Origin of the sequence: Arthrobacter sp. NPDC090010 (assembly GCF_044748305.1) — a bacterium.
Taxonomy (GTDB): domain Bacteria; phylum Actinomycetota; class Actinomycetes; order Actinomycetales; family Micrococcaceae; genus Arthrobacter_E.
In genome coordinates this window covers 469,104-483,013 of sequence record NZ_JBIVFT010000001.1, presented here as the reverse complement: position 1 = coordinate 483,013, position 13,910 = coordinate 469,104, and the positions used below count along the sequence as shown (strand labels likewise).

Here is a 13,910-nt window from a genome sequence, read left to right as displayed (position 1 = left end):
CCACAGGTTCTCGTCCGGCCCTTTTTCTGTCACGTTCAGGCGTCGAGCGGAATCACCAGGCGCACCACCGTGCCACCACCGTCCCGCGCAAGCCATCTGATGGTGCCTCTGAGTTCGGATGTCACCAAGGTCCGGACGATCTGAAGGCCAAGGCCCTCGCCGGGAGCAGCCATCGCATCCCGAGCGGCCGGTTCCTGGTTCACAGCGGGCAGGCCCACGCCGTCGTCGGCGATGGTGACCGTCAGCTGCCGCTCCCCCGCCTCGCTGTGCGTGCGACTCGCGTCCAGCCAGACGGTACCGGCCCGGTCCTGCAGACCGTGCTCCACGGCATTGGTCACGAGTTCGTTGATGACCAAGGCCAGCGGGGTCGCCAGATCGCTGGGAAGCTTACCGAACTCCCCGGTCAGCTCTGTGCTCACCTTCTGGGAAGGAGAAGCGACTTCCGCGGACAGCCGGAACTGCGGACTGATGAGCTCGTCGAAGTCCACTACCTGAGACAAGCCCTGCGAGAGCGTCTCGTGAACGCGGGCGATCGTGGCCACCCGGCGCATCGCCTGTTCAAGCGCCTGCTTCGCCTCGTCGCTCACCATCCGCCGCGACTGCATGCGCAGCAGAGCGGCCACGGTCTGCAGATTGTTCTTCACCCGGTGATGGATCTCGCGGATGGTGGCGTCCTTGCTGACCAGCTCCTGCTCGCGGCGCCGGAGTTCCGAGACGTCACGGCAGAGAACCAGCGCCCCGAAGCGATGGGTGCCGTCCCGCAAGGGGATCGCCCGGAGCGTCAGAGACACACCGCGGGATTCGATCTCGCTGCGCAGCGGCATGCGGCCGGTGACCACGAGAGGAAGAGTTTCATCGGCAAGCCGGCGGTCCTTGATCAGACCGGCCGTCACCTCTGCCAGTGAACGTCCTTCAAGCGATTCGATATCACCCAGCCGGCGGAACGCCGAGACGCCGTTGGGGCTGGCATATTGCACGATGCCGTCCTCGTCCAGCCGGATCAGACCGTCGCCCACGCGGGGTGCGCCACGACGGGACCCTGTCGGCGATGCGAAGTCGGGCCACAGCCCCTGCGTACCCATCTTCAGAAGGTCGTAGGCACACTGACGGTAGGTCAGCTCCAGTCGCGACGGCATCCGTGAGCTGGAGAGGTCAAGATGCGAGGTGACCACGGCCAGGGTCCGGCCGTTGCGCACCATCGGGATCGCCTCGACCCTCAGTGCGGACTCCCCGTTGCTCCACGCGGCCTCATTGGACCGCTCGATGTGCCGGGACCTCCAGGCACGCTCCACGAGCGGTGCGAGATCGGAGCGGATGCCTTCGCCGACGAAGTCACTGTGGAAGACCGTGTGGCTCGTGGACGGACGCACATGCGCCAGTGCCACGAACCCCAGGTCCGGATCGGGGAACCACAGCGCCAGGTCGGCGAAGGCCAGATCGGCCACCATCTGCCAGTCCCCGACGAGCAGATGGAGCCATTCAGCATCCCCCGGGCCAAAATCAGCGTGTTCCTTGATGGGATCGGTGAAGATGGCCACGGGGTCTCCTGATCAGTGCCGGACGATGGAACGCAAGAGCCTCAATGCTACCGAGAGTGAGGCCATGTCGTCCTTTTCAAGGGAGTTGACCTCCTCGAACATGTTCCGGGCCCGGGTCAGCTGTTCGGCATTGCGCTCTTCCCAATCCCCCATCCGGGCATCCGGTTCCTCGGATTCCGAGCTGACGGCGAGCACCGAGGTGGTCATGTCAGCCACGGTGGAGTAGAGGTCGTCGCGCAGCGCCGCACGTGCGAGAGCCTGCCAGCGATCATCCCGGGGCAACGCGCTGATCCGCTCCAGCAAGGAGTCGACGTGGAAGCGGTCGAAGACGGTGTAGTACACCTTCGCCACGTCCTCGACGGACTCACCGCTGTTGCTGGCGATGCGGGCCATCTCCAGCAAGGGGAAGCTCTCGAACAACTCCGACCAACGGACGCCCAGTTCCTCGGGCAGACCCCAGGAAGTGGCACGAGTGTGCCAGGCCTGGAATCGCTTGAGGTCCTCACCGCGGAGGTAGTCCTCCAAGCGGCCTCGCAGCGCGGAGACCTTCGGACCGAAGTCCGCGACGATCTCGGCGATGGGCGCCGCCGTCGAACCGTCAGCGACGAGCCAGCGCACCGCGCGGTCCAGCAGACGGCGGATGTCCAGATGGACGGTCGTCCAGTGCGCCGTCGGGAAGGATGCGGGAAGGCCGTTGAGGCCGTCCAGCATGTCCTGCAGCTTGTAGATCTCCCGCATGGCGATGAACGCCTTGGCGACGGCGGCCTCCGTTGCGGAGGTCTCCTCGATCGCCCGGAAGGCGAAAGTGATGCCGCCGACGTTGATCATGTCGTTCGCCACGACCGTGGCGATGATCTCGCGGCGCAGCGGGTGGCTGTCCAGCTCGGCGTCGAAGCGCTCCGCGATGGCCCTCGGGAAGTAGCTCCTCAGGGTGTCGGAGAACCACGGGTCGTCGGCCAGATCACTGTCACGCAGAGCATTGGCCAGTTCGATCTTGGCGTAAGCGGCAAGAACCGAGAGCTCCGGAGAGGTCAGGCCCTGTCCTTGAGCCAGACGCTGCCGCAGGACATCGGTGGTCGGCAGGGCTTCCAGCTCACGGTTGAGCTCGGCCTTGACGTCCAGCCAGTCCATCAGGCGTTCGTAGCTGGGGCTCCACTCGGCCACGCGGGTCCGGTCATTCAGCAGCAGGATGTTCTGCTCGACGTTGTCCTGAAGGACCAGTTCGCCGACTTCGTCCGTCATGGAAGCCAGGAACTCCGCACGCTCCTCGGCTGCGAGCTTTCCGGCCCGGACCATCCGGTCCACGAAGATCTTGATGTTCACTTCATGATCGGAGCAGTCGACGCCGGCGGAGTTGTCGATGGCATCCGTGTTGAGGATGACGCCCTGCAGGGCGGCCTCGATCCGGCCTCGCTGTGTCATACCGAGGTTGCCGCCCTCGCCCACGACCTTGACCCGCAGTTCACCGCCGTTGACCCGGATGGCGTCGTTGGCCTTGTCGCCGACTTCGGCGTTGCTCTCCGTGCTCGCCTTGATGTACGTGCCGATGCCGCCGTTGTACAGCAGATCGGCCGGCGCCAGGAGGATGGACCGCAGCAATTCAGGCGGGCTGAGCTGAACGGTGCCTTCGGGCAGGCCGAGAGCCACACGCACCTGCGGTGAGATCGGGATGGACTTCACATTGCGGGGGAACACCCCGCCGCCTGCACTGATCAGCTCGCGGTTGTAGTCGTCCCAAGACGAACGCGGCAGTTCGAAGAGGCGCTTGCGCTCGGCGTACGAGATCTCGGCGACCGGCTGAGGATCGAGGAAGATATGCCGGTGGTCGAAGGCGGCGAGCAGGCGGATGTGTTCGGAGAGCAGCATGCCGTTGCCGAAGACGTCACCGGACATGTCACCCACGCCCACCACCGTGAAGTCTTCACTCTGGGTGTCGAGATCCAGCTCCGAGAAGTGACGCTTGACGGACTCCCAGGCGCCGCGGGCAGTGATGCCCATGGCCTTGTGGTCGTAGCCGATGGAACCGCCGGACGCGAACGCGTCACCCAGCCAGAAGCCGTAGTCGGCCGAGATCGCATTGGCGATGTCGGAGAAGGACGCCGTACCCTTGTCGGCGGCGACCACGAGGTAGGTGTCATCGCCGTCGTGCCGGACGACGTCGCGCGGGGCGACCACGTGCTCACCCTCCGCGTCACTGACCAGATTGTCCGTGATGTCCAGCAGGCCCCGGATGAACGTCTTGTAGCTTTCGATGCCTTCGGCCATCCAGGCAGCACGGTCCACGGACGGATCAGGCAACTGCTTGGCGAAGAACCCGCCCTTGGCACCGGTCGGCACGATCACGGCGTTCTTGACCATCTGCGCCTTCACCAGGCCCAGGATCTCCGTACGGAAGTCCTCACGGCGGTCCGACCAGCGCAGACCGCCACGGGCCACCGCGCCGAAGCGCAGGTGAACACCTTCGACGCGGGGCGAATAGACCCAGATCTCGAAGGCGGGACGCGGGAACGGCAGGCCTTCGATGCCGGCCGGGTTGAGCTTGAAGCTCAGGTAGTCCTTGCCCTGGTAGTAGTTGGTGCGAAGCGTCTGGTCGATGAGGTTGATGAAGATCCGGAGCACGCGGTCGGCATCCAGCGTGGCGACCTCCGCCATGGCCTCCTCGAGCGCCGCGTGGGCCTTCTCGATGACGGCCGTGCGGCCTTCTCCGTCAAGCTCACCGTCGAGGCCCGGCAGAGCCGGATCGAAACGGCTCTCGAAAAGGGCCACGAGGCCGCGTGTGACCTCGGCGTTGGCCATCAGCGTGTCCGCGATGAAGCCGTACGAGTTGGTGTTGCCCATCTGCCGCATGTACTTGGCGTAGCTGCGCAGGATGAGCACCTGACGCCAGGTCATGCCCTCCGCCAGAACCAAGCGGTCGAAACGATCGGACTCGATGGTGCCGTTCAAAGCGGAGGCGAAAGAGGACGCCAGCAGCTCGCTGCTGCCGATCGGATCGGTTCCGGCGGGATACTTCAGGCCGAGGTCGTACAGGAAGAAGTCCTGCCCGTCCTTGGTCTCGATTTCGAACGGGCGCTCGTCAAGGACTTCGAGTCCCAGGTTATGGAAGACCGGAAGGATCTGGCTGAGGCTCCGGGGGGCCAGCAGGTAGATCTTGACCCGTGCGTCCTCCTCCAGGCTCTCCCCCACGCCTTCGGGAAGGTAGGCATGCAGCTGGATCTGACGCTCGATCGCCCTGTCTCCACCCTGGGCGGCTGCCTGGGCGATGCAATCCTCGAAACGCTGAATATCGACCAGCGCGTCCTCGACCTCGTAGTCGACACGGTAACCGGCCGGGAATGCCTCGCTCCACTGGGCGGAAAGACGCTCCGCCGAGTCCTCCGGATAGCTCTCCCCGAGCACCTCGCTGAGGCCCTCGGACCAGGAACGTGCCGCCCGCACCAGGCGGTCTTCCAGACCATCCGTGTCGAACGCCGAAAGCTCAGCCTTCTTGGGAAGACGGATCCGGAAGAACACCCGGGCCAACGCCGACTCGCTCATCCGCGCTTCGAACTCGATGGACTCGGAGTCGAAGGTGCGCTTGAGCTCGTCCTCCAACCGCAGACGGACCGAGGTGGTGTACCGGTCGCGCGGGATGAAGACGACGGCGGACATGAAGCGCCCATAGATGTCAGGACGCAGGAACAGGCGCGTACGGCGACGCTCCTGAAGGAGCATGATCGCCTGCGCGGTGGATACCAGCTCGGGCACGTCCATCTGGAAGAGCTCGTCACGGGGATAGGTCTCCATGATGCCCAGGAGGTCCTTGCCGGAATGCGACTCCATGGGGAATCCGGAGGCCTCCAGGACCGCACGCACCTTGTCCCTGATGATCGGGATGGTACGCACGGAACTCGTGTACGCGTTGGTCGAGAAAAGACCGATGAACCGGCGTTCGCCCGTGACGTTGCCGGCGGCGTCAAAGCTCTTGATGCCGATGTAGTCAAGGTAGGCGGCACGGTGCACCGTGGACCGCGAGTTGGCCTTGGTGATCACGAGTGCGCGCTTTTCGCGGGCCCGCTGCCGGCCGGTCTCGGTGAGGTGCTGGATCTTGGGTGCGTCACCCAGATGACGCATGAGGCCGAGGCCGCCCTCTTCATGGGCTTCGAGCACATCCTCGCCGTCGACGTTGAGAAGGTTGTACTCGCGATATCCGAGGAAGGTGAAGTTATGGCTTTCCATCCAGCGCAGAAGCGCCTGCGCGCCGGCTACGTCCTGGACGCCTGCCTCGGCGGGGAGCTGACCGAGTTCGTCCGCGATCTCAGCGGCCTTGTCCCGCATCTTCTGCCAGTCCTCAACCGAGGTCCGCACGTCGGAGAGGACCCGGGCGAGGCCTGAGACCAGCTGTTCGGCCGTCTCCTCGTCGGCCCGGTCGACCTCGACGGCGATCCATGACTCGAGGCGAGTGGTGGAACCCGTGGAGGCCACGTACGCGGCGAGCGAAGGAATCGCCGCGGTGTCACCGCTGGTCTGACCGACGTGCGCAGGAACCTGAGCGATCTTGCCCGCCTCATGGTGCTCTTCATCGCGCTGGACGACGAGCATCGGGTGGACGACCAGGTGAATGCCCTGCTTCTGGCGCACGAGCTCGGCGACGACGGAATCGACCAGGAACGGCATGTCATCGGTGACCACCATGACCACGCTGCTGCCTGCTTCGTCGCGAACGCTGACGAGAGCCTGCTCGGGCAGGCGACGCGCCCCCAGCTCGTGGTGGGCCAAGGCACGGTCCCGCAGGACGTCCGCCGCATATCGCGCCCGGTCCTCCGGGGCGAGGTGCTGGTAGTAATTGGCCAGGTAAGTGTCGACCGTTTCCGGGGTCATCGTCGGATTACTGTCTGCCAGCGACACGTTGCACGCCTCCAGGGAGAAAGACTCGCCGCTTCATTGCGGCCTTAGTGGCGAGCCTAGCGCGATCGAAGCCACCGCGTCGTGGTGTAAAACACAGAGGATCTTCGAGAACGCTGTGCAGGTGCACAAAGCTGAGCGCGGAGTGCGTTCCGAAGCTCCGAGTTGGGAGCCGACTCCGCCAATACAGTGCCTTCGCGGAGTGCGGAGTCTGCAATTGCCGGATTGAAAGGCAGAAATCCCCGAATGGGAATGTCCGGGCCGAAACGTTCCCATGCTTCACGCAATTGGCGCTCCGGAGATCTTCCCGAAGTCTCCTTCCGGACCTTGTTCATCAGCACAACCCAGTCGGCAGTCGGCGCAACCTCCATCAGACGCGGAAGAGAACGCACCAATCGGGGAACTCCGACCGGGCCCGAATCAGCGACCGCATAGACACGGTCCGCGTGCGCCAGCGCGCACAGCGCTGCTTCGTTCCTTCGAGGCGCTGTGGCTTCATAGAGGGCTTCCTCCTCCCCTTCCAGACAGAAGCCGGTGTCGATGACGAGGTGATCGTAAACGGTTCCACAGAGGCGGAGGACCCGTTCAAGAGCAGCGGCCCGCAGTTCGCTCCACCGCTCCGCCCGGGTGATCCCGCTGAGGACATCGAACGTGGCGGACGGCAATTGCACGGACACGGCGATTCTCGCGAGAGCGGCCACGTCGAAGCGTCCGAGGTCGGCCTGGCGACAAGCAAGGGCGATACCGGCGGACTCATCCAGCAGACCCAGAGAGGCCGCGATGCTGGCCCCATAGGTGTCGAGATCCATCAGCAGTACCCGGCGACCGCCAAGCGCCAATTCCGCCGCGAGATTCACCGCCACCATGGTCCGGCCCGGTGCGCCGGCCGGACCCCAGACGGCCAGCAGGCGGGGAACAGAATCGACCGCGGCATCGTCGACGGCTTTCCCACCACGACCGGACTCCCCTTCGTCCGGAAATCCGCGGGAGCCAGGAGCCTCGTCCACGGGGCCGGCCTCGGGCCACGGCACGGAATCCTGGGATTCTTGAACAGACGACGGCACGATCGCCTGCCCGGTGCCCGCCGCCACCGCTTCGAGCCGTTCGATCCCCGCCTCCAGGGGTAACGCCACAGCACCCACGCCGGATAACCTTGCGCGCTCCTCAGGATCGCCATGGCACACCACGACCAGGACGCCCAATGCCCGTAGGCGATCCACTGTCGTGACGTCCAGCAGTTCCGCACCCTCCAGGAACAACGCCACCTGGGCGATGCCCGCCTGGCATGCTCCGAGGATTTCCTCCACACTTCCGCACGACCGGGTCACCCGCAGCGAGGTGGAACGCCGGGATTCGAGGGCATCCATCAAACCACTCGGCGCGGTCCCCAGAACAGCAACCGAAGCCGTCATCAGCCCTTCCCCAACGGGTTCCAGACCAGGGAGATCTTCGACCTGTTCCCCTGGGCCGCAAGAACCCTGGAGACCAGCGAATCGGGAACCAGAACGACGACCACCCGCGAAGCCCCGACGCCGAAACTCTGTTGCGGAACCACGAGCTGGGAGACCTCCACGGCTGGGACCACCAGGCGGGGTTCCTTGTAGCCATTACGCTCGTCCGGCGCCGCGACCCACAGATCCGCGCGCTCACCCACCGAAAGCTGCTCCGGCAGAACCCCGTCCACGACGACCGGAACCGGCTTGCTGCCAAGCGAGGAGGCGGCGCCGATGCTGCCCCTCGGAAGCAGTTGACCCTTGTCCACGAAGCTCGTCATCACGGCGTCGCCCGGAAGCATCTCCGCGACCGGCAGGTAACCGGCCTCGACGTCGCCGAGTCGCACCTTCACCCGGACAAGGTCTTCCGGCGCAAGGCGCTGTCCCACCGGCAATCGCTCTTTGGCCGCATAGACCTCGACGCTCTGGTCGAGAGCTGCAACCAAGCCGACGACTCCTGACGTGGACGCCAGGACGAGCAGAAGCCCCAGGAGGAGTCTGGGATCCTTCCAGGACGGCTTCCTCAAGCGCGTCGGGGCACCATCGTTCACAACAGTCCTCCGGTTCGGATTCATAAGTCTGCGATCAGCAGCGAGCTCCATTCTTCATGATATATGACAAATTATTCAATGATGTGACTGAATATTCGCCCCAACTGTGGATAACGTCAGAGGGGCGAACTCCACAAGATGGCAGAATGGTCCCATGCCTCGCTTCCTCACCCTCGCCGACGTCGAAGAGGTCCTCCAGATCAATTCGTCTCAGGCCTACGCCCTGGTCCGCTCAGGCCAGCTCAAGGCGATCCGCGTCGGGGGCCGAGGCGTATGGCGGGTCGAGGCCGACAAGCTCGAGGAATACATTCAGGAGCAGTACGAGGCCACCCGCCGGAGCATCGAGGAGACCTCTGCGCAATCCGGCGGAAACCCGGCTCTCTGACGCGCTTCCGAACGAGCTTCAAGGTCGCTCAGAGAAGACCGCGCCGGCCTCACTCCGCAACGCCAGTATTGCGTGGAAAGGCACCAGCGTCGGCGACGTCGTGAACGGCGCCTCGCCCGCGACATCGAACAACGGGACGAATTCCAGGTAATCGGCCCCCACGCTCCTGATACGCCCTCGAGCACCGGCCCCGCCGTCGTCCGATCCCCTCAAAAGGAGGTCGACGGCCAGGCCGACGCGAGCGAGCGTGCGAAGACAGGACCCGAGGCCCAGCCCCTTCCATACGGCCGTGGATGGCGGAGCCACCGCGCCGCCCAGACCTCGAACCGACATGATCCGCGCCGACGGCAGCAGCCAGTCCCGCGCACTATCCTCAAGCACAAGCCAGCCATTGCCCGCCTGAGTCAGAATGCCGCTCGTGCGCAAGCCGCCGCTCAACAAGAGTTCCACCTGAGCACCGACTCCGGCCCTCAGTCGCCCGGAGAGCTCGACGGCGGCCCTTTCGGCCCTGGCGAGTTCGGCGGCCAACGCCTCCCGTTCCAGGCGAGCAGACTCGCCCAGCTGCGCTTCCATGTCCTCGAAGAGTGAGCCCCATCGCATGGGGCAAGGCTAGTCATCAACCGGCCACCACGGAAGAGCGGTCTGTCACGAAGAACCACACGCTGGACAAATCGTCGAGAAGACCTCAAGATGTATTCAATTCCACCAAAATGCATCAAATGACATCAAAAGGACTGATATGAGCTCCTTTCACTCTCCATCGGATGAGGCACCGCCGGCCCATCGAGTCAGCCACGACGTGACGATGGTGGCTCTCATTCTTCTCCTGGGGGCACTCCTGGTCTGGCTCGGTGCGGCGTCGCATCCGGTGGGCGGAGGCCCCGGCGCCCCCGCTGTTCTTTCCGATGGGGACTCCAGCGTCGAAGCACTGGTGGGAGCCGCAGCCCGCTGGGGAGGCCTGTCCGTCATCGCATGGTGGGGCCTGTCGCTGGTCTCCGCCTTCCTGTATGCCGGGATGACGGCGCTGGGCAGCTCAGGAAGCGCGCGCCGGATCGCGCCATTCAGCCCGGCCTTCATGCAGCGACTGGCCTTCGCCGTTCTCGGGCTGAATCTGACGGTTCTGCCTCCCGCTCAGGCGGCGGGAGAAATCCGGGATCCCTCAGCAGCTCAACTCACCTTCGCCCCGGCGCAGAGCGACGGCTCCATAATTGACCGCTTCGGCCTCGATCCCGCGTGGACACTGCCCGACGAACAGCCTGGGCCGTCGCTGGATCCGACATGGACGCCACCCCCGGCTCTCACGGACTCCGCACCCCTGCTCGGTCCGTCATGGAGAGTTGCGGACGGCGACTCACGCAAAACCCGGGAGGTGGCGGTTCGCACCGGCGACTGCCTCTGGTCAGTGGTGAGCAGACATCTAGGCCCCGATGTCACTGACCTTCAAGTCGCCCGGGCCTGGCCACGCTGGTATGCGGCCAACAAGGGTGTCATCGGCCCGGACCCGGATCGCCTGCTTCCCGGCACGTTGCTGCAACCCCCACCCGATGCTCCGGAAGTCCGATGAGCGATCCCGCACGGATCCGCCCCTGCCTTCACAGCCCTTGGCCGAGTCCGGGCAGGCCTGAACAGATATCCATCGCGGCACTGCCGCCTTCCCTGAGGAGCCATGCATGAACGCGAGTGGTCTGATCGCACCATCACTTCCCCGCCCGAAGACGGGGGCACGGAATCCCTCGTCCGCCGCAGTCGAACCGGTCGTCTCTTCAGCTGCCGAGACGACCGCGGCACCCAGGCCCGGAGCCGATCGGCTCGAGGCGCCGATCCTGCTCCGGGACAGACAACGGCTCGCTCACGTGAAGGGGCAGACTCACCGGCTCGTTCAGGCCGTCCTGGAAGGCCTGAACGGCACGCGTCCACTCCAGCAGCTCTCCCGCTGGGTGGAACCGCGGATCTTCCGCTCACTTCAGCTGCGCCGCGCGCTCATACTCGGTGCCCAGTCGCACTATGGCCGCGATCACGCCTCGCCCTATGCCGGAGCGCAGATACACAGCGTCCACGGTCAGCTCTCCGGTCCCACGGCTGTTGAACTCACCGTGGTCGTCCGATGCCGGAAACGCGTCAGGGCCGTGGCGATCCGAATGGAGGCACGAAATGCCTCATGGATCGCCACGGCCCTGGAAATCGGTTGACCGCGTCGCGTCGGAAGCTCCGGGTCACTGGAAACCTCGGACCACCGTAGACCTGAGACCACCGGCTGCACCGGTGGTCTCAGAGGTCAACGGCGCTTGCGGTTGCCCTTCTTGCCACCACTCTTCGCCGGGTTTCCGGAACGCTCGTCCTTCGCCGAGGAGGATCCGGCGGGGCGTTCCACACGCGTGGCCGTGGAACCGTCCTCCGCAGGTGCCGAGTACTGCAGCTGGCTCGGTGCCTCGGGAGCCTCAAGGCCAGCGGCGTGGATATGCCCTTCGGCAACGTGGTCGCCTTCGGGAGCCGGAGCGTCCGTGACCTCGACCTCGAGATTGAAGAGGAAACCGACGGACTCCTCGCGAATGGCACCCATCATGGCCTGGAACAGGGTGTAGCCCTCCCGCTGGTACTCGACCAGCGGATCCCTCTGGGCCATGGCCCGCAGGCCGATGCCCTCCTTCAGATAGTCCATCTCATAGAGGTGCTCCTGCCACTTACGGCCGATGACGGAAAGGACCACGCGGCGTTCGAACTCCCGCATGTTCTCCTCGCCGAGCTGACCCTCCCGAGACTCGTAGGCGAGACGGGCATCCGAAAGGATCTCCTCCTTCAGGAAGTTGGACGTCACCCCGGACTTGCCGCCGACCTCCTCGAAGACATCCTTCTGGCTCAGAGTCATCGGGTACAGCGTCTTGAGATTGGTCCAGAGGACCTCGTAGTCCCATTCCTCACTGTGGCCCTCAGCCGTGACATCATCGATGACGGCATTGACGGTGTCCTCGAGGAAGAACTGCACCTTCTCATGCAGATCGTCGCCCTCGAGAATGCGCCGACGGTCGCCGTAGATGGCTTCGCGCTGACGGTTCAGGACGTCGTCGTACTTCAGCACGTTCTTACGCTGCTCAGCGTTACGTCCCTCAACCTGCCCCTGCGCCGACGCGATGGCCCGCGAGACCATCTTCGATTCAAGAGCGGTGTCATCGTCAAGCGTCGACGCCATGAGACGCTCCGCAGCACCGGAGTTGAAGAGGCGCATGAGATCGTCCGTGAGCGAGAGGTAGAAGCGGGATTCCCCCGGGTCACCCTGACGGCCGGAACGGCCGCGCAGCTGGTTGTCGATACGGCGGGACTCGTGACGCTCAGTTCCCAGTACGTACAGGCCGCCGAGTTCGAGCACTTCCTCGTGCTCATCCTTGACGGCCTTCTTGGCGGCCTCCAGGGCTTCCGGCCAGGCTGCCTCGTAGTCCTCCGGGTTCTCCTCCGGATCCAGGCCACGAGCCTTCAAGGAAGCAACGGCTGTGAACTCCGGGCTTCCGCCGAGCATGATGTCCGTACCACGGCCGGCCATGTTGGTGGCAACGGTCACGGCGCCCTTACGGCCTGCCTCGGCGACGATGGCGGCCTCACGGGCGTGGTTCTTCGCGTTGAGGACTTCGTGCCGGACGCCCTCCTTGGCCAGCTTCTGAGAGAGGTACTCGCTCTTCTCCACGCTGGTGGTGCCCACCAGAACCGGTTGCCCGCTCTGGTGACGCTCGACGATGTCCTGAACGACGGCGTCGAACTTGACCACTTCGTTCTTGTACACGAGGTCCGGCTGATCCTGACGCTGCATCGGCCGGTTGGTAGGGATCGGAACGACGCCCAGCTTGTAAGTGGACATGAACTCGGCGGCCTCGGTCTCGGCCGTACCCGTCATGCCGGAAAGCTTCTCGTACATGCGGAAGTAGTTCTGCAGGGTCACGGTGGCGAGGGTCTGGTTCTCCGGCTTGACCTCGACATGCTCCTTGGCCTCGATGGCCTGGTGCATGCCTTCGTTGTACCGGCGCCCGGCCAGAACACGGCCGGTGTGCTCGTCGACGATCAGGACTTCCCCGTCCAGGACGACGTAGTCCTTGTCCTTCTTGAAGAGTTCCTTGGCCTTGATGGCGTTGTTCAGGAAACCGATCAGCGGGGTGTTGGCCGACTCGTAGAGATTGTGAATGCCCAGGTAGTCCTCGACGCGGGCGATGCCCGGCTCGAGAACACCGACCGTGCGCTTCTTCTCGTCGACCTCATAGTCACGGCCTTCCTCAAGCCGGGTGACCATGGTGGCGAATTCGCCATACCAGCGGTTGGCGTCGCCCTGCGCCGGGCCGGAGATGATGAGCGGGGTACGCGCCTCATCGATGAGGATGGAGTCCACCTCATCCACGATCGCGAAGTTGTGACCGCGCTGCACCAGTTCCGACTTGTCCCAGGCCATGTTGTCGCGCAGGTAGTCGAAGCCGAACTCGTTGTTCGTGCCGTAGGTGATGTCGGCGTCGTACTGCAGCTTACGAGCAGCGGGATCCTGGTTGGAGAGGATGCAGCCGCTGCTCATGCCCAGGAAGCGGAAGACGCGGCCCATCAGCTCCGACTGGTACTCGGCCAGGTAGTCGTTGACGGTGACGATGTGCACGCCCTTGCCCGAGAGAGCGTTGAGGTAGGCGGGTGCAGTGGCCACCAGCGTCTTGCCTTCACCGGTCTTCATTTCGGCGATGTTGCCCAGGTGCAGGGCAGCGCCGCCCATGAGCTGAACGTCGAAGTGCCGCATGCCGAGGGTGCGGGACGCAGCCTCACGCACTGCGGCGAAGGCTTCCGGAAGCAGGGCGTCGAGGGTCTCGCCGTCCTCGTGGCGTTCCTTCAGACGGTCCGTTTCCGCGCGCAACTCCGCGTCACTGAAGCCAGTGAAGGAATCCTCGAGTGCATTGATGGCGTCCGCATAATTGCGGAGACGCCGGAGCGTCTTCTTGTCGCCGGTGCGCAGGAGTTTTTCAAGAAGTGAGGCCACGTGTGGGTGCTCCCAATCGATACGCGTGTCAGGGCAAGCCTTTCGGCCAGTTCAGTCTACGTG

At 64.6% G+C, this 13,910-nt stretch carries 9 protein-coding genes; 3 read left to right on the top strand and 6 right to left on the bottom strand.

The window, feature by feature from the left end; translation table 11 throughout:
• Nucleotides 1-35: 35 nt before the first annotated feature.
• The 4 genes from ACIPXZ_RS02265 to ACIPXZ_RS02250 all read right to left on the bottom strand — a co-directional run bounded on the left by ACIPXZ_RS02265 (nucleotide 36) and on the right by ACIPXZ_RS02250 (nucleotide 8,466).
• Entirely contained in the window at nucleotides 36-1,538 is a 1,503-nt protein-coding gene (locus ACIPXZ_RS02265; protein WP_400590505.1) for a sensor histidine kinase, read from the bottom strand.
• A gap of 12 nt (nucleotides 1,539-1,550) precedes the next feature.
• Nucleotides 1,551-6,398 (bottom strand): NAD-glutamate dehydrogenase, encoded by a 4,848-nt coding sequence (locus ACIPXZ_RS02260; RefSeq protein WP_400590504.1) that lies wholly within the window; start codon nucleotides 6,396-6,398, stop codon nucleotides 1,551-1,553.
• An 83-nt stretch (nucleotides 6,399-6,481) separates the two neighbouring features.
• The gene (locus tag ACIPXZ_RS02255; protein ID WP_400590503.1) at nucleotides 6,482-7,834 is read right to left on the bottom strand and encodes a CpaE family protein; all 1,353 of its coding nucleotides are present in this window, start codon (nucleotides 7,832-7,834) and stop codon (nucleotides 6,482-6,484) included.
• A complete protein-coding gene (locus ACIPXZ_RS02250) occupies nucleotides 7,834-8,466 on the bottom strand; it encodes a hypothetical protein (protein WP_400590502.1) in 633 nt (210 codons plus the stop codon). Before ACIPXZ_RS02250 ends, ACIPXZ_RS02255 begins: the two co-directional genes overlap by 1 nt.
• 154 nt (nucleotides 8,467-8,620) lie before the next feature.
• On the opposite strand from ACIPXZ_RS02250, the gene ACIPXZ_RS02245 reads away from it, so the two are divergent.
• Complete coding sequence (locus ACIPXZ_RS02245; protein WP_400590501.1) at nucleotides 8,621-8,851, top strand: helix-turn-helix domain-containing protein; 231 nt, start codon at nucleotides 8,621-8,623, stop codon at nucleotides 8,849-8,851.
• Nucleotides 8,852-8,869: 18 nt separating this feature from the next.
• Here the strand turns inward: ACIPXZ_RS02245 and ACIPXZ_RS02240 are convergent, their stop codons facing one another.
• The gene (locus tag ACIPXZ_RS02240) at nucleotides 8,870-9,451 is read right to left on the bottom strand and encodes a hypothetical protein (RefSeq protein WP_400590500.1); all 582 of its coding nucleotides are present in this window, start codon (nucleotides 9,449-9,451) and stop codon (nucleotides 8,870-8,872) included.
• A 139-nt stretch (nucleotides 9,452-9,590) separates the two neighbouring features.
• Between ACIPXZ_RS02240 and ACIPXZ_RS02235 the strand changes: the two genes are divergently transcribed.
• Together ACIPXZ_RS02235 and ACIPXZ_RS02230 are read left to right on the top strand one after the other, a co-directional pair.
• Entirely contained in the window at nucleotides 9,591-10,415 is an 825-nt protein-coding gene (locus tag ACIPXZ_RS02235) for a LysM peptidoglycan-binding domain-containing protein (protein WP_400590499.1), read from the top strand.
• A 106-nt stretch (nucleotides 10,416-10,521) separates the two neighbouring features.
• The gene (locus tag ACIPXZ_RS02230) at nucleotides 10,522-11,040 is read left to right on the top strand and encodes an Rv3235 family protein (RefSeq protein ID WP_400590498.1); all 519 of its coding nucleotides are present in this window, start codon (nucleotides 10,522-10,524) and stop codon (nucleotides 11,038-11,040) included.
• Between the two features lie 86 nt (nucleotides 11,041-11,126).
• On the opposite strand, the gene secA is transcribed toward ACIPXZ_RS02230, so the two are convergent.
• Complete coding sequence (gene secA / locus ACIPXZ_RS02225; protein ID WP_400590497.1) at nucleotides 11,127-13,847, bottom strand: preprotein translocase subunit SecA; 2,721 nt, start codon at nucleotides 13,845-13,847, stop codon at nucleotides 11,127-11,129.
• Between the last annotated feature and the right edge of the window lie 63 nt (nucleotides 13,848-13,910).

Excerpts from the sequence above, each read along its gene's own strand:
- ACIPXZ_RS02240 (WP_400590500.1), bottom strand. The coding sequence starts at position 9,451 with ATGCGATGGGGCTCACTCTTCGAGGACATGGAAGCGCAGCTGGGCGAG.
- ACIPXZ_RS02255 (WP_400590503.1), bottom strand. The coding sequence starts at position 7,834 with ATGACGGCTTCGGTTGCTGTTCTGGGGACCGCGCCGAGTGGTTTGATG.
- ACIPXZ_RS02230 (WP_400590498.1), top strand. The coding sequence starts at position 10,522 with ATGAACGCGAGTGGTCTGATCGCACCATCACTTCCCCGCCCGAAGACG.
- ACIPXZ_RS02260 (WP_400590504.1), bottom strand. The coding sequence starts at position 6,398 with ATGACCCCGGAAACGGTCGACACTTACCTGGCCAATTACTACCAGCAC.
- ACIPXZ_RS02245 (WP_400590501.1), top strand. The coding sequence starts at position 8,621 with ATGCCTCGCTTCCTCACCCTCGCCGACGTCGAAGAGGTCCTCCAGATC.
- ACIPXZ_RS02235 (WP_400590499.1), top strand. The coding sequence starts at position 9,591 with ATGAGCTCCTTTCACTCTCCATCGGATGAGGCACCGCCGGCCCATCGA.